Genomic DNA, 19,422 nt, shown 5'->3' on the forward strand with positions numbered 1-19,422 from the left:
TACAATTTTTAGGGGATTAGTTGTATTTTGTTTTAACACCCTAAAACTGCGGGTATTTTTTCTCCCGGGCATCTACATTTTCGTACAAAAAAAAGCGGAAATTCGTTAAGAACTCCGCTTTCGGCTATGAATAAATACACAAATTACTCCAGCACTTTGATCATTTCCCCTCTGTAACCTTCATTAATACTCTGGAGATAAGTTTCGCCGGACTTATTGGTAACCAATGGGTCTGCACTATTATTGATCAATACCTTGATTACTTTTACCTGTCCATTAAATGCCGCAAAGTGGAGGGCCGTGTTTCCATCTGAATTGGTGGCATTAAGCTCGGCGCCATATTCAATCAACAACCGGGCAACTTCTCCCTGCCCATACCAGGCCGCGAGATGAAGCGGCTGCATATCTTTTTCCATCCGTGCATGAAGATCTGCATAGTTTTTTATGAGAATTTCTGCCACTTCTGTACTGCCATGAATTGCGGCTTTGTGTAGCGGCGTGTGCGCCCGGTTATTTCGTACTTCTACTTCCGCTCCGTTTTCGATCAGAATTTCTGCGATTTCCACATGGTTTTCTATGGCTGCCAGGTGAAGGGGCGAATCATAAACATAACTTCTTGAATTTACATCTGCCCCATTGATGATCAGCAGCTCCACCATTTCCGCAAAGTTTTGCTTCGAGGCCAGGTGAAGAGGCGTTTGTCCCGTATGGTTTTTAGCTTCTATATTTATTTCCCCTGCTGCCAAAATCTCTTCGGTCTTCCGCAGGTCATTTTCAAGTACTGCTTCGTGAAGTGGGGTATTTCCCTGGTCTTCTGCACTTGTTCTGATCAATTTTGGATGAGAATGGTTTCCATTTTCCCTCTGATTGGCCCGGTGCCTGTGTATGGTCTGGCGATGTGGTCTTTTCACCGGAATAACCAATTCCTGGGGCTTCTCCAATTCTTCAGGCTCATTCAATTCTTCAGGCTCATTCAATTCCTGGGGCTCCTCCAATTTTTGAGGCTCATCTATGATCCTGATGTTTTCCTCCTGTACAATGGCTGGTTGTATGATTTCCGGTACTTTTTCCTGTATGATTTCTTCTTTTTCTGTTTCCACCACTTTTATTTCTTCCGGTAATGGCACTTCTTCCTGCGCAATGGCCACTTCTGCCGATGTTTTCACTTCCTGAGTTTCAGCTGTGTGTTTCTCTGGTTCTGGGGTGAAGAATACCGGTGCCAATTCTGCCACGGGTTCCGTATTTTCAAAAATTCCTGATAAGTAGGTCGCAAGCACTTTGTCTGCATCATGAGCAGAAATTTTTTCTTTGCCAGGCAAAATAGCTTCCGGGATAAAATTTTCTCCGAATACAATTGCCGGGTCGATGTCTGAATGATTTTGAGCATTTCCCACGGTCGTACGAATCCGCAGTTTACGGATAACGTCGTCGGGATTTACGGCAATAAAATTGCCTTCCCTGTGGAAAAGAAGCGCATTTCTTTTGTAAATGATGACATCCCAAATAGCTGTACTGCCATTTTCGGAATTTACCCATCCATAGCCAACAGCCATTGATTCCGGAAGATACCGCTGGAGTATCAACCGAAAATGGGAGGCAAGCAACAGCCTGGTTTCGGATTCAGAAGGGGCGGATCCCAGAAAAGTATGGATCCGCGCATTGAGGGCAGAAAGCTCCTGCGCAAGAAAGGTGTAAAAAGCATGATTCATAGCCAACGATTTTTCCAATTCAGATACAACAAATTGATTGGAAAAGGCATAATCTGGAGAGCTTACTAAAAGTACGATATAACTTTCCTTTATTCCTTCTGATCAGGGGAAATGGAAAAAATACCGTCATGTCCGGATGTATTCGGGCTATGAATGGAAATAGGGAAATAATTATGCTCTGATATTCCTGCTTGTGCTGTTTTCTGCCAGGATTTTCCCATCGAGCAGATGAATGACTCTGTCGCTGTAATCCGCACATGCGTGCGAATGGGTTACCATCACAATTGTAGTTCCTTCCTGATGGAGGTCTGAAAGAATACGCATGACATCATTGCCATTGGCAGTATCGAGGTTGCCGGTAGGCTCATCGGCAAGGATTAATTCGGGGCGATTGACGATTGCACGTGCTACTGCCACGCGTTGTTGTTGCCCGCCTGAAAGTTGTTGAGGATAATGCCGCTGACGATGTATCATATTCATTTTTTCGAGCACCTCTTCCACCATTTTTTTTCTTTCACGTACCGGAGTTTGAGAATAAACGAGGGGCAATTCCACATTTTGAAAAACGGTCAACTCGTCGATCAGGTTAAAACTTTGAAAAACAAAACCGATATGTTTTTTGCGAAATACCGCGCGTTTCCTTTCGCTATATCGCGCCACTTCCTCTTTCATAAAATAATAATTTCCGGAGGTAGGGCTGTCTATCAGTCCTATAATGTTGAGCAGAGTGGATTTGCCACATCCAGAGGGCCCCATAATGGAGAGGAAGGATCCTTTGTCAATGTTCAGCGAGAGTTGATTGACAGCGGTGGTTTCAATTTCGTCGGTTTGGTACACACGGGAGAGTTGAGTGAGCTGAATCATATAGGTTGATGTTGGGGTGAAAAAACCGGCGTTCAAGTGTGTGTATGCAAAAACTGGGAGTACTCACACTAATAGATGTGAAAAGCTTGACAGAGGTTGCATTTTCTCTTAAAATATTTTCACCCCAGGCTGCTATCCCGCGTGAATACGGCGATAAATATGCGGCGTAGCGCCAAAACTTCGCTTAAACAATCTCCCAAATGAGCTGCTGTCTTTGAGGCCGACTTCCTGGCAGATTTCGTGGAAACTTTTGGAAGAATTTACCAGCAGGGAGCTGGCTGCTTCGAGACGGCGTGTGATGAGGTATTGGCGCGGTGTCTGGTCAAAAACTTCTTTAAATAAACGGATAAAATGAAATTTTGAGAGACATGCTACCTGTGCAAGTGTATCCAGATCGAGCGGGTCATTGAGGTTGCTGTGAATATGGGTTCGGGCCATGCACAGGCGGCGATATAATTCTTTTTTTGTCGACAATTTGGTGCTGGAAAGTCTTTCCAACTGCTCAAAAACGCGTAACTGAGAGCGAATCAGCTTTTCTGCCAGCGTGCGGATAATATCGTCAAGATCCTGAAGCTGACGATTGGGAGACTGGCGGATACGGGCTGAAAGCTCGATCAGATAGTTGCCCAATTCATTGCCCCTGGCTTTATATACGTGTTCACAGATTTCCATTCGCCCCGAAACATCAAACATCGGAATATCGAGCGGTATGCGCCGGGAAGCTCTCAGGTCGCGGTAAACTTCCCTGATCAGATCTTTGTTGAGGTAAACGCAAAGCCCTTCCACCGGAGATTCCGACTCAAGGTTGCATTGAATGTCTCTCCGGTCATTTACCAGCAGATATTCCCCTGTCCGTACATGATAGGGAAACTGATCTACACGGTAAAATTCTTCGCCGTGAACAACAAATTTCACGGAAATCCCCTTGTTCACAGACTTACGTTCAATTTTTTTGATCCGGGAATAAATGATTTTGTTTTCATTTTCCGGAAAAACTGACGAGTCGTGATTCTCATCGATGTAGGAATACGTAGCGGATGGGTTAAGCATATGAGTATGAATTTGGAGTGATACCCTATTTTCCCGCCAGAGTTGTGTATAGAATTAAAACCAATTAGCATACCATACCCAATATGCTCAAATTCAATTAGTTGTATTGATTACACACTTTTGCTTTGTTCGCATCTGAACATGAGGTGTACGAAATCGTACACATGAAACACTTGTATTATTGCTAATTTTCCAAAAGATCTGTATGAAAATCGTCATCCAACATTTCGATTCTCAACTCAGAAAGACGCAGGTTAATGGAAGAGGCCAGTTGGATGGCGCGCTCGCGATTTTTCCGGGTGATGCTTAGTTTGACTTCCCCTGCCTGATTGTTGGGGATATCCTGGAGGTCAGTCATACGATATACGCGGACATAAAAATTGGCGACAAACCAATTTTTTTTGAAGACTACCTGCTCGACAGATCGTAGGGGAATGCGAATTTCCTTGGGTCTTCCTTTGACGATGCCTCCAATGACATCGCTGACCTGAAATTCGAGGATAAGGTGATCCCGAACCACGCTCAGGATACCGGAGACTTTGGCAAACCCAGCATAGACATTGTCGATGGTAAAGGGAAGAGTGGTTCGTTCGGAAAGCATATATTTTATTTTGGTTGCAATTTAATGTAAAGAGTGGAAATGAAAAACCCCGGCAGAACCGGGGTTATATTTCTGGGATGAGAAAATACGGGTTATTTTTTGCCGGCGAAGGAATCGGAAGCGGTAAACTTGGCATTGAGATATTCGCGATTCATGCGGGCAATATGGCTTACGCTGATTTCTTTTGGACATTCAGCTTCGCATGCACGAGTATTGGTACAAGAGCCAAACCCTTCTTCATCCATTTGCGCCACCATTTTTTCTACCCGTTCTTTTCTTTCTACCTGTCCCTGTGGAAGGAGTGAAAGTTGAGATACTTTGGCAGATACAAACAGCATGGCAGATGCATTTTTACAGGCAGCTACGCAGGCACCGCAACCGATGCAGGCTGCGCCATCAAATGCTTCTGCGGCCACATCTTTGGGGATGGGGATGAGGTTTGCGTCAGGCACACCACCGGTATCTACAGACACATAACCACCCGCCTGTATGATTCGATCAAAAGCAGATCTGTCTACGACCAGGTCTTTGACTACAGGGAATGGTTTGGCACGCCAGGGCTCGATGACAATCGTCTCGCCGTCTTTGAAACTGCGCATGTGGAGCTGGCAGGTCGTTACACCTTTTTGCGGGCCGTGTGGGCGTCCATTGATGTACAAACTGCACATTCCGCAGATACCTTCACGGCAGTCGTGGTCGAAATGCACGGGATCTTCTCCTTTTTTGAGCAGATCCTCATTGAGTACGTCGAGCATTTCCAGAAAGGAAGTGTCTGGAGAGATTCCCGACACCTGGTAAGGTTTAAGTGTGCCAGAACTTTTACCATCTTTCTGGCGCCATATTTTCAGGGTAAGATCCATTATTTATAACTTCTTTGGGTGAGTTTGACATTTTCAAATTGCAGCGGTTCTTTATGCAGGTTTTCGTCCTGATTTTCACCTGCATACTCCCATGCGGCGACATAGGCGTATTCGTCATCATTGCGAAGCGCTTCTCCTTCTTCCGTTTGGTATTCTTCGCGGAAGTGGCCGCCACAGGATTCATTGCGGTTGAGGGCGTCAACGATCATGAGTTCGCCAAGCTCGAGGAAATCTGCAACCCGAAGGGCTTTTTCCAGGGTGCTGTTAAGCTCGTCATTGGTACCAATCATTTTCAGATTTGACCAGAACTCTGCGCGCAGGTTTTTTACCAACTCGCGGGCTTTTTGCAGTCCCTGGGCATTGCGGGACATTCCGCAATAGTCCCACATGATTTTTCCCAGTTCGCGGTGATATTCATCTACGGTTTTCGTGCCATTCATGGCCATGATTTTCCGGATGTTTTCTTTGACACCGTTTTCAATCGCTTTAAAGGCATCGTGATCGACAGGGATTTTTTCATAGGGCACTTTTGCCAGATAGTCTCCTATGGTGTAGGGCAATACAAAATAGCCATCAGCCAGTCCCTGCATCAGTGCACTTGCGCCAAGGCGGTTGGCACCGTGGTCAGAGAAGTTGCACTCACCTGTAGCGTACAGGCCTGGCACAGTAGTCATCAGATTATAGTCGACCCACAATCCTCCCATGGTATAGTGTACCGCAGGATAAATCATCATCGGCATTTCGTAAGGATTTTCACCGGTAATCTGTTTGTACATATCAAACAGGTTTCCATACTTTTCGGAGATCACCTCTTTTCCATCCCGCTTGATCGCATCGGCGAAGTCGAGATAAACGGCAAGCCCGGAAGTACCTACCCCCCGGCCTTCGTCGCAAACTTCCTTTGCATTGCGGGAAGCCACGTCTCTTGGTACCAGGTTCCCAAAAGAAGGGTATTTTCTTTCGAGATAATAATCTCTTTCTGATTCCGGAATATCTGATGCACGGCGCTTGTCGCCAGCTTTTTTCGGAACCCACACACGACCATCATTTCTGAGTGACTCGGACATGAGGGTCAGTTTTGACTGGTAGTGGCCGGAGACCGGAATACAGGTCGGGTGAATCTGGGTATAACATGGGTTGGCAAACAGTGCCCCGCGTTTATGAGCGCGCCATGCAGCGGTTACATTGGAGCCCATCGCATTGGTAGAGAGGTAGAAAACGTTGCCGTACCCCCCCGTAGCCAGTACAACGGCATGTGCGCTGTGTGATTGGATTTTCCCGGTAATCAGATCGCGGGTAACGATACCGCGCGCCTGGCCGTTGACCAACACCACATCGAGCATTTCTTCGCGGGTGTGAAGTTCTACTTTTTTGTTGGCAACCTGACGACTCAGAGCACTGTATGCACCGAGCAACAACTGCTGACCGGTCTGGCCGCGGGCGTAGAATGTGCGGGAGACCTGTGCTCCGCCGAAGGAGCGGTTGTCGAGTAGCCCACCGTATTCGCGGGCAAAGGGTACGCCCTGTGCTACAGCCTGGTCGATGATATTGACACTGACTTCAGCGAGTCGATAGACGTTGGCTTCCCGGCTGCGGTAGTCTCCGCCTTTGACGGTATCGTAAAAAAGTCGAAACACACTGTCTCCGTCGTTGCGGTAATTTTTGGCTGCATTGATACCCCCCTGGGCGGCAATACTGTGTGCACGGCGAGGACTATCCTGAAAGCAGAAAGCTTTCACATTGTAGCCCAGTTCCGCAAGCGAAGCACTGGCCGAAGCACCTGCCAGTCCGGTACCTACGACAATAATATCGTACTTCCGCTTATTGGCAGGGTTTACCAGCTTGATTTTAAATTTATGATCGGACCATTTTTTCTCAATGGGCCCTTCAGGTATTTTTGCGTCCAGCTTCATAATATAGGATGTCGTGATAAATCTTAATTATAGTGCAAATTTGATATACATAAATACCGGCATGGCGGCAAAAATCAGGGGCACGCCTATGGCAAAAGCCAGTCCTGCGGTTTTTATGACCGGTGTATAGGCTTTGTGGTCAAGGCCCAAGGTTTGGAAAGCACTCCAGAATCCGTGGGAAAGGTGATAGGCAAGGCCTGCCATGGCAACCACATAAAGCAAAACATACCAAAGTTGCTGAAATGCTTCCTGCACAACGAGATAAAGATTTTTGTACTCTTCGCCGTCGATTTCTACCATAGGGATACTTCCGAAATGCATGACAGCCCAGAAGGAACGCATATGAATCACCAGGAAAACCAGGATGATCGTACCCAGGAGTCCCATATTGCGGGAAGACCACATACTGTTGGCTTTACGGTCGCTGTATGCATAGGGAACAGGCCGTGCCGCGCGGTTGTAACGGGTAAGTACAATCGCATAAATCACGTGAAGTATGACGCTGAGATAAGTAGTGTAAGAAAGGATTTTGACAAATCCGTTGGTAGTCATGAACTTGGCGTAGACATTAAATGCTGCACCTCCGTCATCCTTAAATAAAAGGGTATTCCCTGCGACATGACCGCTGAGGAAGAGAATCAGAAACAGCCCTGTAAGAGCCATGATCAGCTTCCTCCCGATGGTATGTGTAAAAATATTTACTACAGTTGACATAGGTAGAATTTGAGGATAAAAGTTAATACAAATCGGGCAAAATTAGCCTTGTAAGATTCGATAGTCAAGCAAGATTTTCGCTTTCAGACAATCTATAACCATTCTAAATAAAAACCAAAAACCCATGAAATGGTTGGGTGATTTTTATGATTTATTAGTCATGAGCAGGAGCTCCATGTGGATATGGATATTTCACAGCATTCTCAACAGGGGAGGGCAGGCTAAAATTTCCTGTGATGCTAATTATTGCAATGTTTCCTGATCATGCTATAGGCATTCACATCGCCAAGCTCACCGGCTTTACTCCAGTCCAGGCAGGCGCCGTTGAGGTCTCCGCCCTGAAGTTTGATAGATGCGCGGGCATTATAGGCACTGGGGTCGTTGGGGCGGGTTTTCACCACACGGTCTAGGTCCTGTACGGCGGAGATAAAATCTTTCAGGTTGATGTAGGCTTCGGCACGTTCGAATACGAGATCCATATTTTTGCCTTTACTTAACCTTATAGCCATATCCAGATCTTTGATAGCGCCCCGGTAGTCGCGTAAGCCGCTTTTTGCTTTGGCTCTGGCCCGGTAAAATCTGATCTCTTTAGGTTTGGCTTTGAGAGCTATATTGAAGTCAAGCATCGCACCAAGGTAATCTTCCAGGTTGTTGCGTGCTCTTCCCCGGTTGTAATAAGCTTCCGGATTGGCGGGATTGATATCGAGGGCGAGGCTGAAATCCTGAATAGCACCGGGACTATCGCCCAGCAACATTCGGGTATAGCCGCGGTTGTAATATGCCGCATCGTTGCGGGGATTGAATTTTAACACCAGGGTAAAATCCAGCTCAGCACCTTCAAAATCCTGGGCTTCCATTTTGGTAAGCCCACGTTTAAAAAGCTCTTTTTCGGTTTGACCGAAGGTAAGTGAGGAAAGGGAAAGGCAGATAAATACTGCGCAAAAAATTTTCATGAGAATATTGATTCTTTCGTCCATCCGGTTTGAAAGGTAAATTTAGAGAATAGCTATATTTATCACAACGTAGCTTATATAATATGGAGGTAATATTTAACGCAAAATCTTCCGTGATCCGGAAAAAATACTACCTTTGGTGCCTATGAAGAAAGCCATTCAGGCCATTTTGCAGCGTGTATTGGGGTTTGATCGATACCTCTTTGTATTTTCTTTGTTCAAGATCAGGACCTTACGTTGGGACGGAAAAAATAAAGAAGGGGATTTTAATTTTTTCCTCAGTATGCTTTCGCCCAATGATACCGTACTGGATATTGGTGCCAATATCGGTATCATGACAGCGCTGATGGCCCGGAAATGCGTAAATGGGAAGGTATTTGCCTTTGAGCCTGTGCCGGACAATTTTCGGACGCTCAGGAAGGTGGTGGAATATCTTCGCCTCGGGAATGTTTCTCTGCATCAGGTGGCATTAGGACCTGAAAACGGAGAAGTTGAAATAAAAATGCCAGTGATAGAAGGAGTGAAAATGCAGGGACTTTCTTATATCAGGCACGAAACGATAGAAGGTTATCCGGTCAAACATGTTTCTTACCGGGTACCGCAGGCGGCTTTGGATGAATGGAACTTTGGTCCGAATGTACAGATTACGGCGATAAAAATGGATGTGGAAAACTACGAACAATTTGTACTTCAGGGAGCAAAAAATCTGCTGTTGCGAAACATGCCTGTTATTTATTGCGAATTGTGGGACAATGAAAATCGCCGAAATTGTATGCAAATGCTGCATGCCGTCGGCTATACAGCCAAAGTGCTGGTAGCCGACACGCTTGTGGATTTTGAACCAGACCTTCACCCCAACCATAATTTCTTTTTTCTTCCAGAAAGCAAAGTTTTATGATTTCTCTTTTCGCATTGCGAAAATCGCTGAAGGCAAGCGTCTCTCTGCCGGCTTCCAAAAGTGAGAGCAACCGGGTGCTGATTATCAATGCGCTCTGCCAGGGGCGTAGTGAAATACGCAACCTTTCATCTGCGCGGGATACGCAGACCATGATCAAATTGCTGGATTCCGAAGGACATGTACTCGATGTCATTGACGCGGGTACGACCATGCGATTTCTGACTGCATATTTTGCTGCTGTTGGCCGGGATCAGATTTTGACCGGAACGCCGCGTATGTGCAAACGTCCGATTGGTATTCTGGTAGATGCGCTGCGTAGTCTGGGTGCCAATATCGACTACTGGAAACAGGAAGGATTCCCGCCGCTGCATATTGTCAGCCGGGGAGAACCCCTTCACGGAGGAGAATTGACGATGCGCGGAAATGTCAGCAGCCAGTTTATCACAGCTATATTGCTGATTGCGCCGACCCTGCCCGGAGGGCTGCGGCTTTATCTGGAAGGTGATATTACCTCAAAACCCTATATAGAAATGACGCGGCAGCTGATGCTGACCTTTGGAGTTGACACCCATTGGGAAAATCAGACGATTGTCGTTCCCGAAAAAGCTTATTCACCGACCGCATACACTATTGAATCTGACTGGTCTGCCGCCAGCTACTGGTTTAGCATGGTGGCGCTGGCTGAAGAAGCGGAAATCTTCCTTGAAGGTCTGCGGGAAAACTCTTTCCAGGGTGATAAGGCCATTGTGGATTATATGGAGTATTTCGGCGTGAAGGCTATATTCCATGCTGATGGGGTGGCATTGATCAAATCTGCTCCTAAACAGACAGAAGGGATGCTGGAAATTGATTTTACCGAAACCCCTGACCTCGCCCAAACCATTGCCGTAGTGAGTGCCGCAACGGGTATTCCTGTGAAAATGACCGGCCTCCATACCCTGCGTATCAAAGAGACTGACCGCATCAATGCGATCCGCGATGAACTGGCCAAATTTGGGGTAGAGGTGCAGGTTCACGGCGACCATGCCTGTACAATTACAGGTAAATCCACTGCCTCGGCCAAAAGCATCGAAACCTACGAAGATCACCGGATGGCCATGGCATTTGCACCATTGGCTTTGTTGCAAAATGAATTACTGGTCAAAGATCACGAGGTAGTAAAAAAATCATATCCCGAATACTGGGAGCATCTCAGTGCCGTGGGATTTAAAATCACAGAGTGGTAGATGAAAGTTCTGATTATTGGTGCAGGAAATATGGGCACCACCTACGCCCAAAGTTTTATTACCGGGAGCGTGGTGCGACCGGAAGATATGTTCTTTCTGGAAAAAGGAACAGGCAAAGCAGCTGAACTCCGCCTCCTGTCTTCCAACCCGTTGCAAACGGTTCCGGGTGAATTTGTTCGCGAAATGGACCTGATTATCCTCAGCGTAAAACCACAGGATTTTGCAGAACTCTCCCAAACACTGACTCCTTACCTTCGCAAAGACCAGTTGATTTTGTCGATCATGGCGGGGATTACCGTGAAAACCATTTTTGCGCGTATGGGAGTAGACAAAATCGTCAGGGCTATGCCCAACCTTCCCGCACAGGTAGGGCAGGGGATGACCGTGTTTACGACTTCGAAGAAAGTGAGTAAGGTGGAAATATTCGCCATCCAAAACCTGCTCAATACAACCGGAAAAACCCTCTACACGCCGCAGGAACCCATGCTCGATGCTGCTACAGCTATTTCTGGCAGCGGACCTGCGTTTGTCTATTACTTTATGAATGCCATGATGGACGGCGCCAGAGAAATGGGCTTTTCAGGTTCCGAAGCCCAACTGCTGGTAAGTCAGACTTTTTTGGGTGCGATAAATCTGCTCAACCGTAACAGCCTGAATTGTCAGGAGTGGATTGACAAGGTGTCTTCGAAAGGCGGGACAACAGAAGCCACGATCCGCTATTTTCAAGGCGTAGATTTAAATAAATTGATTATCAATGGTCTTGAAGAGGCACGCAAAAGAGCCAATGCATTGAGTAATCCATGAATTTGAACAGATATTTCGCGCAAGGTGTTGCGCGGTATTTAGATAATTTATAGTTTTACCCGCTATTTATTCCATCAAGAGAGGAGGTAAGTAACGTGATTATCATCAAGGTGAAAGAAGGAGAGTCGATTGATCGTGCACTCCGAAGATATAAAAAGAAGTTTGAAAAGACCGGCATTTTGAAATCCGTTCGTGGACGTATGTTCTACAGAAAACCATCGGAGGACAAAAAGGAGATGGAGAAAAAAGCCATCAACCGTCAGCGTCATTACGCTAATGATAACTTCTAATCAATGATTCCATCCTGTCCGACAGGAAGTAAAACAAATTGAGCGCCGCCCAATCTCCCAGAGGTTGGGCGGTTTGTATTTTTGACTTGATTTCCGGTGAGTTTTTACTTAGATTAATTCTTTACTTTCAAGGATGCTTTACAGATGATGAATATCATCAGGGAGGGACAAAAATACCTGTCGATTCGTCAACCTTTTAGTCCATTTTGAACGTAAGAAAAGTATAAAGTCAACAACTCCCGATGTTAAAAACTCAATTTCAGCGCTATATTAAGGTCGAAAGACGATATTCGCCGCTGACCGAAAACGCTTATATCACGGATCTGGATCAGTTCGCTGACTGGATATCCACAGAGCTGGAATTGAGCCTCTATACTCCTGCTGACGCAGCGAAAATTACTCATAAAAATATTCGTGCATGGATGGCTTCTTTACTGGAGTCGGGGCATTCGACACGTACAGTCGGAAGAAAGATTTCTACACTAAAGACTTTTTTTTCCTTTTTACAGAAATCCGAAATCGTCTCTGCCAATCCTGCGGCCAGAGTAAAAATCCCAGGTTTTGAAAAAAAACTCCCCGCATTCCTGAAGGAATCTGAAACAGAAAACCTATTTGATCATATACCTTTTCCCAATGATTTTGAAGGAATTCGGGACAGGGCAATCCTCGAATTGTTTTATGGTTGCGGACTGCGCCGTGCTGAGCTTATCAGCCTCCGGCAAAGCGATATCAATGAATATGACCGCACCGTGCGCGTCACCGGTAAAGGAAACAAAGAAAGAATTCTTCCTTTTGGAAAAAATGTGGAGACCGCGCTGGCGCACTATCTGAAAGCAGTGGAGGCCGCAGGTTATTCCGCTGAAGATCATCTGTTTATGCGCAAAAACGGAGAGGTGCTGTATCCCCGGCTGATTCACCGGATTGTCGGAAAATATCTGGCGCAAGTGACCTCTCTTGCCCGAAAAAGCCCGCATATTCTCCGACATACATTTGCAACACATTTATTGGATAATGGCGCAGACCTGAATGCTATCAAGGAGCTTTTAGGGCATTCGAGTCTGGCTGCTACCCAGGTTTATACCCACAATTCTATCAGCAAACTAAAAGCTGTTCATACTCAAGCCCATCCCCGGGCAATCATCCATAAACAAGATTCAATATGAAAATCACCATTCAGTCCATTCATTTTGATGCCGCCGATCACCTGAAAGCTTACATCCAGAAAAAGTGCGACAAACTTGACCAGTTTTATGACCGGATCGTTGATGGCGAAGTCATCCTAAAGCTTCACAATGATATTAAGGGAGGGAATAAGTTTGTAGAAGTAAAAATGAATGTACCAGGAGACACGCTATTGGCCACGGAGACCGGCCAGACTTTTGAAGAAGCCATAGACCTTACCACCGACAAAATTAAAGAACAACTTCGCCGCTATAAGGGCAAAACCAAAGGCCGCGTCAGGGCTTCAGGCTCTTAAGCGATATACTTACACATTTACAGGCTGCCTGCGGGCAGCCTTTTTTATTCGATCAAATCTTCGACGATCTCTGTGAGTTTCCTTTTTCCCGTTTTTTCAAATTTGCTGGTAGTGAGGTAACCGGTTTCCACCACATCGGTAGAGTCCAGCGGTTGGGGACCGCTGATTCCCGCCATCCATTGCCCTTTTTCTTTAAACTCAAATACAAAAATATTGCCGGCTTCGGGGCCATTTTCTATTTTCACTTTTCCGGTTAACCTAAAAGCCTCCGGCGTATTTCCACGCGATGCCAGCCAGGCGGCGAGGTCTCCTTCGGCTAAAGCCTGTTGATTAAAATATGTGGCTGGAAACAAAGCGCCGTGACCGGATTGGGCAAGATCGATAAACAATTGATTCCGGGTGCGAAAATCTCCTGCCAGCATTTCCCAGATGGCTGATTCTACGACAAAACCTCCGTTCAAAGCAGCCATTGCTGCAGCCAGCCGTACGCTGGGTTTTTCTTTGGAATCATTCATGGTCTGGTAAAGCAACTGGCCGATGGTCGTATCTGCCGGGAAATAGGCAAAACATTGCAGAATAGAAGATTTTATCTGTCCCGTTTCATCGCTGACTTCCGCTGTGCGGCGGGAAGTCTGGGCTGAAAGCCCTGTTTGTTGAAATTTATTGACCAGTGCAGTCAGGCTGCCCTGCATATCGGCAGGTTTTATCTGGCCAGCGGAAAGGCCTGCTGCAATCAATTCCAACGCCTGGAGTTCATAGGGAGAATCAATTGCAAGGAGGAAAAGTTCTTCTGAAATCAGCGGTATTTTTTCGGGAAATTCAAACAATTGTCCAAGCACCATTCCCTCATAAGGTCCCAGCCCGGGCGTATCCTGGCGGAGGATCCGCATCATGATACGGAGGGGTTCTTCTGATTTGCCCTGAGCCAATACGCCAAGAGCCGCAGCCTGGAGCGCGGCATTTCCTTCGAGCGAAGGGAAAAGCTGTTCGATAAATCTGGAGGTTTCTTCATTCTGAATGCCAGCCAGTCGTTGAAACAGCAGAAACCGAATGCTGTTTTCTCCAAGCTTGTCATCTGGTTTAGGTTTTTCCAGCACCTGCAGGATAGCGGGAAGGTCTTCCGGCAGCAAAACCAAATCACCCATTTGATTGCGAAGCGTATCAAGGCCGGCATCATCTGCACTTTCGACCGTTTGCAGAAATACTTCTGACGCTCTGCGCGTTTGCGCAGGTTTTGTGCAACTTTCAAACAAAGAAAGCGCAGAGAGCAGAACCGTTAGTATCAGAAAGGACCGTAGATCAGGCAAAATACCTGAAGTCGTGCCCGTCTTGAATGCGTTGGAGTGACTCATAAATCAGTTTTACTACACTTTCGACATCTGCCTTGTGGGCCATTTCAACCGTAGTGTGCATATATTTCAAGGGAAGAGATATCAGGGCAGAAGGTACACCTTTATTTGAATAGGCAAAAGCGTCGGTGTCTGTTCCGGTAGAACGTGAAGCCGCTTCCCGCTGGAAGGGAATCTCGAAGTCGCGGGCGGTATCCTGGATCAGACGCAGCAGCTTGTTGTGTACAGCGGGTCCGACGGTCAGTGAAGGGCCTTCACCGGAGCGAACTTCTCCATGAGATATTTTATCAATCATCGGGCTGAACGTATCATGGGTTACGTCCGTAACAATCGCCACATTGGGGTTGATTCTTTCAGCAACCATTTGCGCGCCGCGTAATCCGACCTCTTCCTGTACAGCATTTACCACGTAAAGGGAGTAGGGGAGGACGATATTATTTTCCTGTAAAAGCCTGGCGACCTGAGCAATCATAAACCCACCTACCCGGTTGTCGAGGGCCCTTCCCACAAAATAGCGGTCATTGAGTGTGGTAAACTCATCTTCATAGGTAACCACACAACCAACATGGATCCCCAGTTCTTCAATTTCTTTTTTTGTGCGGCAGCCGCAGTCCAGGAAAATATTTTTTACTGTAGGACCATTGTCTTTGGAAGTATCATGCCGGGTGTGAATAGCCGGCCAGCCAAATACGGCTTTGACAATCCCCTTGTCAGTATGAATATTTACCCTTTTGGAAGGCGCAATCTGGTGGTCGGAACCGCCATTTCTGACCAGGTAAATGTATCCATCATCTGTGATGTAGTTGACAAACCAGGAAATTTCGTCGGCGTGTGCCTCAATCACTACACGATAGCTCCGCCCCGGATTAATGACACCAAAGACCGAGCCGTAGGCATCTATCTCGTACTCATCCACATAAGGCCGGATATAGTCCAACCAGAGCTTTTGTCCGCCAGATTCAAATCCTGTCGGAGAGGGGTTGTTGATATACGCTTCCAGAAATGACAGGGATTGATCGTTGAGCACAGATAATGCGGGCATATAATAGGTTAGTTTGTGGTGAACGACAAAGGTAGAAAAATTTACTATTTTTGTATCTTTGAATTAAGAAACACGCATAGATGAAAAAACAAATCGTATATCAACTTCTTCTTTCCGGCCTTTTGTTGCTGGTAGCCTGTCAGTCCAAATCCCAGCAATCCGGATCTTCGGAAGCCGGGAAAGCGCCTGAAACTGCACAGGAACAGTCCGCCAAAATATTTAAATTGCTTGATCCTGAGGGGTTTAAGCAGCAACTCGAAGCAACTCCCGATGCACAGCTCATCGATGTGCGCACGGAAGGTGAAGTAGCTTCCGGCCATTTAGCCAATGCCCGCAATATCAATCTTCAGTCTCCCGATTTTAAGGAGCAACTGAGCACACTTGATCCCGCAAAACCGGTTTTTGTGTATTGTGCAAAGGGTGCAAGGAGCGGGCAGAGTGCAGAAATAATGAAAAAAATGGGTTTTCAGGAGATTTATGATTTGAAAGGCGGCATTATCCAGTGGAAATCCAGTGGATTGCCGGTTGTAACTCCCTGATCCCGATTTCGTATCGCTATTCATCTGTACAACCATATCCAGAGCAATAAAAAAATCATTCCTCGCCCCGGGAAAATTTATTTTTAACTAATCTGGATACTATGGATTTACTAAGAAGTGCATGGCCCTGGTATATTTCAGGCCCATTGCTAACGATGATTCTGGGTTTGATGCTCTTTATGGGCAAAACGTTCGGTATTTCCTCGACTTTGCGCGATCTCTGCGCGATCGGAGGTGCCGGGAAAACCAATTCTTTTTTCCAGTATCGCTGGCAGGACCAGATATGGAATCTGGTGTTTGTGGTGGGTGCCCTTCTGGGCGGAATGATCGCAGCTACGGTACTTTCCAATCCGGAGCCTATACAGCTTTCCACTGCGACGCTTTCAGATCTGGGCGCACAGGGATTTAGCACCGATGCGCATCATCTGGCCCCGCCTGAGATTTTCTCCTGGTCTTCCCTGCTGAGTGTGAAAGGCATGATTTTTATTGTCCTGGGCGGATTTTTGGTAGGATTTGGCACCCGGTATGCTGCGGGTTGTACTTCGGGGCATGCGATTACCGGTTTGTCCAACCTTCAGGTTTCTTCCCTGATAGCCGTGATTGGCTTTTTTCTGGGGGGGCTGTTTGTCACCCATTTGATTTTCCCTTACCTCGCTAAACTCTAAGGATATGATAACCGAAAAACCCGTTACAATGATGGATGCGGAGGAGTGCGGCCAGGTCGCGGTTACTCCCGAAAAAGTGAATCCAATCAGAGGATATATGACCTATCTGATTGTGGGGATGTTGTTTGGGATCATACTTACCAAGTCTGAAGCCATATCATGGTACCGGATACAGGAGATGTTTCGCTTTCAGTCTTTCCACATGTACGGCATTATCGGCTCGGCCGTGACGCTGGGCATTGTGCTGGTATATCTGCTGAAAAAATACAAAGTGAAATCCATACACGGCGAACCGATTGTCGTGCCGGAGAAGACGTTTAGCGTACCGCGGTATCTGTTTGGCGGCACGATATTCGGAATGGGCTGGGCGTTGACGGGCGCGTGTCCCGGGCCATTGTATATACTGGTAGGAAACGGGATCACCGTTTTTGTCGTAGTAATTCTCAGTGCAATATTGGGCACCTGGGTATATGGGATGGTGCGGCAGTATTTGCCCCATTGAATACGCATTTTTTTCTTGCGAAAACAGACAGGTAGCTTTACCTTTGCGCAACTACTGATTGAACCGCCCGAGTGGTGAAACTGGTAGACACGCAAGACTTAAAATCTTGTGAACAGCAATGTTCGTACCGGTTCGATTCCGGTCTCGGGTATTTAAGCCTCCGGAGAATTTCGGGGGCTTTTTTTGTGGGGGAAATAAAGGTATTGAAGAGGTATTACCACCTGCCTTGCTTTCCCAGCCCTGGCTCAATGTTCATCTCCCTGATAGATCCACATGGACTGCGTTTGTCCCGCCCTGGCAAATCCTGCCTTTTGGTAAAATTCAATGGCTTTCCCGTCTGCAGTTAGCATTTGCATGTGGAAGTGGCCATATTTTTCCTGCATGTGTTTCACAATCATTTGCCCGATACCCTTACCCTGATAGTCTGGATGTACAAGGAGGTGGGGATAATAAACAACCAGGAATCCGTCTGATATCGCATTACCGATTCCGACTAACCTTTCACCATCCCAGGCCGAAAACAGTGAATGGGAGTTTTTTAAGGCGTTGCAGAGTTCGGTTGGTTTGTCAGCCGAACTCCACTTGTTGGCCCGGTACAATTCCAAAATGTCTTCCTGCTTAATGTCTCGCCTGTCAGAAATAGTTATTTTCATATTTTTTCATTCAACTATTGTGGCCATTTTGAGACCACCACCACGCATCTGCAATATTGCCGGTTTGCTGTTCACTACACACAAGATTTCCCGTAAATTCCTGAAAAATCCATTGGATTAAATTTATTTACATAAATTTAGTCAGTGGGATGGCGCTGATTACCAGAAATAGGGAACATCCTCAAACTAATGGTTTTCGCAAAGAGATGGTAAAAGGCTAAAGGCCGGAACTTTTTTTTAAATAATTATCTAAAAGCCATAACTCTTGAGAATAACATTTACAGATGACTATCAGGATGTGATTCAATCATTAGATTGTTTTCGGCTTCTCAGTGGCCATGACATCACCATACTCCATAAAGCCATTTCTGACGAAGCGGAATTAGCTGTAGCAATGAATAATCCGGAGGTTTTGATCCTAAACCGAGAAAGAACCCCGATTACGGAAAATTTACTTTCCCTGCTTCCCAGCCTGAAAATAATCTCTCAAACCGGTACAAATTCCGGTCATATAGATATAAAAGCGTGTAAGGCATTTGGCGTAACTTTACTGGAAGGCAGGGGCGATCCTACGGCTCCTGCAGAACTTACCTGGCTACTTATCATGAGCGGATTGCGGCAATTTCCCCGTGCGGTGGAGGGGATGAAAGACGGAAAGTGGCAAACCAATTTAGGGCATGTTGTCAAAGGCAAAACCATCGGAATTTGGAGTTATGGCCGTATCGGAAAATTGGTAGCCGGTTATGCAAAAGCATTTGGTGCGCGCGTATTGATTTGGGGTAGCGAAGAAAGCCAAAGGCGAGCCGCCACAGATGGCTATGAAATAGCGGAATCTAAAAATTCATTTTTTTCCACCGCTGACGTTGTCTCCATTCATCTCCGGTTAAATGAGACGACAAGAGGGCAAATTACAAAGTCAGATTTAAGTGTGATGAAACCCACTTCCCTGATTGTAAACACTTCCCGCGCAGAGTTGATGGAGGAAAATGTATTGCTGGAATCATTAAAATCAGGCAGACCTGGTTTTGCAGCAATAGATGTGTATGAGTCTGAACCCATTTATGACAAAGCTTACCCTTTGCTGAATATGCCAAACGTTATTTGCAGCCCACATCTGGGATATGTAGAAAAAAACAGTTACGAATTATATTTTGGAATGGCGATAGATAATGTATTAAAATACATATCGACGAGTTCTGTATGATCAGCAATGATCGTGAGAATCATTGATTGGCCGTTTTATATGAGAGCTATACGTATGTATGGGATAATAGCATAATGTCTTTAACGGTTCATGGCTTTTACATAATTTG

The 19,422-nt window shown here is 46.2% G+C and carries 21 protein-coding genes and 1 tRNA gene; 11 read left to right on the forward strand and 11 right to left on the reverse strand.

Going from position 1 to position 19,422, the window contains the following annotated elements:
- Positions 1-143: 143 nt before the first annotated feature.
- The 8 genes from R3D00_22045 to R3D00_22080 form a co-directional block, all read right to left on the reverse strand.
- Positions 144-1,709 (reverse strand): ankyrin repeat domain-containing protein, encoded by a 1,566-nt coding sequence (locus R3D00_22045; protein ID MEZ4775879.1) that lies wholly within the window; start codon positions 1,707-1,709, stop codon positions 144-146.
- A 171-nt stretch (positions 1,710-1,880) separates the two neighbouring features.
- Positions 1,881-2,573 carry an ABC transporter ATP-binding protein gene (locus R3D00_22050; protein MEZ4775880.1) on the reverse strand — a complete coding sequence of 231 codons (693 nt, stop codon included), beginning with the start codon at positions 2,571-2,573 and terminating at the stop codon, positions 1,881-1,883.
- Positions 2,574-2,705: 132 nt separating this feature from the next.
- Entirely contained in the window at positions 2,706-3,623 is a 918-nt protein-coding gene (locus R3D00_22055; GenBank protein MEZ4775881.1) for an AraC family transcriptional regulator, read from the reverse strand.
- 184 nt (positions 3,624-3,807) lie between these two features.
- Positions 3,808-4,224 (reverse strand): hypothetical protein, encoded by a 417-nt coding sequence (locus R3D00_22060; protein MEZ4775882.1) that lies wholly within the window; start codon positions 4,222-4,224, stop codon positions 3,808-3,810.
- 92 nt (positions 4,225-4,316) lie between these two features.
- Positions 4,317-5,084 carry a succinate dehydrogenase/fumarate reductase iron-sulfur subunit gene (locus R3D00_22065; GenBank protein ID MEZ4775883.1) on the reverse strand — a complete coding sequence of 256 codons (768 nt, stop codon included), beginning with the start codon at positions 5,082-5,084 and terminating at the stop codon, positions 4,317-4,319.
- Complete coding sequence (locus tag R3D00_22070) at positions 5,084-6,997, reverse strand: fumarate reductase/succinate dehydrogenase flavoprotein subunit (protein ID MEZ4775884.1); 1,914 nt, start codon at positions 6,995-6,997, stop codon at positions 5,084-5,086. The genes R3D00_22065 and R3D00_22070 overlap by 1 nt, the downstream gene beginning before the upstream one ends.
- A 27-nt stretch (positions 6,998-7,024) precedes the next feature.
- On the reverse strand, positions 7,025-7,711 hold the full coding sequence (locus tag R3D00_22075) for a succinate dehydrogenase cytochrome b subunit (protein MEZ4775885.1): 687 nt from the start codon (positions 7,709-7,711) through the stop codon (positions 7,025-7,027).
- Between the two features lie 239 nt (positions 7,712-7,950).
- Positions 7,951-8,664 carry a tetratricopeptide repeat protein gene (locus R3D00_22080; GenBank protein MEZ4775886.1) on the reverse strand — a complete coding sequence of 238 codons (714 nt, stop codon included), beginning with the start codon at positions 8,662-8,664 and terminating at the stop codon, positions 7,951-7,953.
- Positions 8,665-8,809: 145 nt separating this feature from the next.
- Here R3D00_22080 and R3D00_22085 point away from each other — a divergent pair, with 145 nt between their 5' ends.
- From R3D00_22085 to raiA, 6 genes are all read left to right on the forward strand, one after another.
- On the forward strand, positions 8,810-9,562 hold the full coding sequence (locus tag R3D00_22085; GenBank protein ID MEZ4775887.1) for an FkbM family methyltransferase: 753 nt from the start codon (positions 8,810-8,812) through the stop codon (positions 9,560-9,562).
- Positions 9,559-10,788 (forward strand): 3-phosphoshikimate 1-carboxyvinyltransferase, encoded by a 1,230-nt coding sequence (locus R3D00_22090; protein ID MEZ4775888.1) that lies wholly within the window; start codon positions 9,559-9,561, stop codon positions 10,786-10,788. The genes R3D00_22085 and R3D00_22090 overlap by 4 nt, the downstream gene beginning before the upstream one ends.
- A complete protein-coding gene (proC, locus tag R3D00_22095) occupies positions 10,789-11,592 on the forward strand; it encodes a pyrroline-5-carboxylate reductase (protein MEZ4775889.1) in 804 nt (267 codons plus the stop codon).
- A gap of 110 nt (positions 11,593-11,702) precedes the next feature.
- Positions 11,703-11,882, forward strand: coding sequence for a 30S ribosomal protein S21 (gene rpsU / locus R3D00_22100; protein ID MEZ4775890.1), 180 nt, complete (start codon positions 11,703-11,705; stop codon positions 11,880-11,882).
- Positions 11,883-12,124: 242 nt separating this feature from the next.
- On the forward strand, positions 12,125-13,045 hold the full coding sequence (locus R3D00_22105) for a tyrosine-type recombinase/integrase (protein MEZ4775891.1): 921 nt from the start codon (positions 12,125-12,127) through the stop codon (positions 13,043-13,045).
- A complete protein-coding gene (raiA, locus tag R3D00_22110) occupies positions 13,042-13,359 on the forward strand; it encodes a ribosome-associated translation inhibitor RaiA (GenBank protein ID MEZ4775892.1) in 318 nt (105 codons plus the stop codon). Before R3D00_22105 ends, raiA begins: the two co-directional genes overlap by 4 nt.
- A gap of 44 nt (positions 13,360-13,403) precedes the next feature.
- On the opposite strand, the gene R3D00_22115 is transcribed toward raiA, so the two are convergent.
- Both R3D00_22115 and R3D00_22120 read right to left on the reverse strand, forming a co-directional pair.
- The gene (locus R3D00_22115; GenBank protein ID MEZ4775893.1) at positions 13,404-14,711 is read right to left on the reverse strand and encodes a hypothetical protein; all 1,308 of its coding nucleotides are present in this window, start codon (positions 14,709-14,711) and stop codon (positions 13,404-13,406) included.
- Positions 14,659-15,750: a M42 family metallopeptidase gene (locus tag R3D00_22120; GenBank protein MEZ4775894.1), complete on the reverse strand. Its 1,092-nt coding sequence runs from the start codon at positions 15,748-15,750 to the stop codon at positions 14,659-14,661. Before R3D00_22120 ends, R3D00_22115 begins: the two co-directional genes overlap by 53 nt.
- Before the next feature lie 80 nt (positions 15,751-15,830).
- Here R3D00_22120 and R3D00_22125 point away from each other — a divergent pair, with 80 nt between their 5' ends.
- The 4 genes from R3D00_22125 to R3D00_22140 all read left to right on the forward strand — a co-directional run bounded on the left by R3D00_22125 (position 15,831) and on the right by R3D00_22140 (position 17,607).
- Entirely contained in the window at positions 15,831-16,289 is a 459-nt protein-coding gene (locus R3D00_22125; GenBank protein MEZ4775895.1) for a rhodanese-like domain-containing protein, read from the forward strand.
- Between the two features lie 101 nt (positions 16,290-16,390).
- Positions 16,391-16,954, forward strand: a complete 564-nt coding sequence (locus R3D00_22130) for a YeeE/YedE thiosulfate transporter family protein (GenBank protein ID MEZ4775896.1) — start codon at positions 16,391-16,393, stop codon at positions 16,952-16,954.
- Between the two features lie 97 nt (positions 16,955-17,051).
- A complete protein-coding gene (locus R3D00_22135) occupies positions 17,052-17,456 on the forward strand; it encodes a DUF6691 family protein (GenBank protein MEZ4775897.1) in 405 nt (134 codons plus the stop codon).
- A gap of 65 nt (positions 17,457-17,521) precedes the next feature.
- Positions 17,522-17,607 (forward strand) — tRNA-Leu (locus R3D00_22140).
- A 94-nt stretch (positions 17,608-17,701) separates the two neighbouring features.
- Here R3D00_22140 and R3D00_22145 read toward each other — a convergent pair.
- Positions 17,702-18,109, reverse strand: a complete 408-nt coding sequence (locus tag R3D00_22145) for a GNAT family N-acetyltransferase (protein MEZ4775898.1) — start codon at positions 18,107-18,109, stop codon at positions 17,702-17,704.
- Positions 18,110-18,374: 265 nt separating this feature from the next.
- On the opposite strand from R3D00_22145, the gene R3D00_22150 reads away from it, so the two are divergent.
- Positions 18,375-19,313, forward strand: a complete 939-nt coding sequence (locus tag R3D00_22150) for a D-2-hydroxyacid dehydrogenase family protein (GenBank protein MEZ4775899.1) — start codon at positions 18,375-18,377, stop codon at positions 19,311-19,313.
- Positions 19,314-19,422: the final 109 nt, after the last annotated feature.

The sequence above is a fragment of the Bacteroidia bacterium genome (assembly GCA_041391665.1).
Classification (GTDB): domain Bacteria; phylum Bacteroidota; class Bacteroidia; order J057; family J057; genus JAGQVA01.

Coding starts and splice junctions, on each gene's coding strand:
- R3D00_22090 (MEZ4775888.1), top strand. CDS start 9,559: ATGATTTCTCTTTTCGCATTGCGAAAATCGCTGAAGGCAAGCGTCTCT.
- R3D00_22070 (MEZ4775884.1), bottom strand. CDS start 6,997: ATGAAGCTGGACGCAAAAATACCTGAAGGGCCCATTGAGAAAAAATGG.
- R3D00_22080 (MEZ4775886.1), bottom strand. CDS start 8,664: ATGAAAATTTTTTGCGCAGTATTTATCTGCCTTTCCCTTTCCTCACTT.
- R3D00_22120 (MEZ4775894.1), bottom strand. CDS start 15,750: ATGCCCGCATTATCTGTGCTCAACGATCAATCCCTGTCATTTCTGGAA.
- R3D00_22105 (MEZ4775891.1), top strand. CDS start 12,125: ATGTTAAAAACTCAATTTCAGCGCTATATTAAGGTCGAAAGACGATAT.
- R3D00_22135 (MEZ4775897.1), top strand. CDS start 17,052: ATGACCTATCTGATTGTGGGGATGTTGTTTGGGATCATACTTACCAAG.
- R3D00_22050 (MEZ4775880.1), bottom strand. CDS start 2,573: ATGATTCAGCTCACTCAACTCTCCCGTGTGTACCAAACCGACGAAATT.
- R3D00_22115 (MEZ4775893.1), bottom strand. CDS start 14,711: ATGAGTCACTCCAACGCATTCAAGACGGGCACGACTTCAGGTATTTTG.
- R3D00_22055 (MEZ4775881.1), bottom strand. CDS start 3,623: ATGCTTAACCCATCCGCTACGTATTCCTACATCGATGAGAATCACGAC.
- proC (MEZ4775889.1), top strand. CDS start 10,789: ATGAAAGTTCTGATTATTGGTGCAGGAAATATGGGCACCACCTACGCC.
- R3D00_22130 (MEZ4775896.1), top strand. CDS start 16,391: ATGGATTTACTAAGAAGTGCATGGCCCTGGTATATTTCAGGCCCATTG.
- R3D00_22065 (MEZ4775883.1), bottom strand. CDS start 5,084: ATGGATCTTACCCTGAAAATATGGCGCCAGAAAGATGGTAAAAGTTCT.
- R3D00_22125 (MEZ4775895.1), top strand. CDS start 15,831: ATGAAAAAACAAATCGTATATCAACTTCTTCTTTCCGGCCTTTTGTTG.
- raiA (MEZ4775892.1), top strand. CDS start 13,042: ATGAAAATCACCATTCAGTCCATTCATTTTGATGCCGCCGATCACCTG.
- R3D00_22075 (MEZ4775885.1), bottom strand. CDS start 7,711: ATGTCAACTGTAGTAAATATTTTTACACATACCATCGGGAGGAAGCTG.
- R3D00_22145 (MEZ4775898.1), bottom strand. CDS start 18,109: ATGAAAATAACTATTTCTGACAGGCGAGACATTAAGCAGGAAGACATT.
- R3D00_22085 (MEZ4775887.1), top strand. CDS start 8,810: ATGAAGAAAGCCATTCAGGCCATTTTGCAGCGTGTATTGGGGTTTGAT.
- R3D00_22045 (MEZ4775879.1), bottom strand. CDS start 1,709: ATGAATCATGCTTTTTACACCTTTCTTGCGCAGGAGCTTTCTGCCCTC.
- R3D00_22060 (MEZ4775882.1), bottom strand. CDS start 4,224: ATGCTTTCCGAACGAACCACTCTTCCCTTTACCATCGACAATGTCTAT.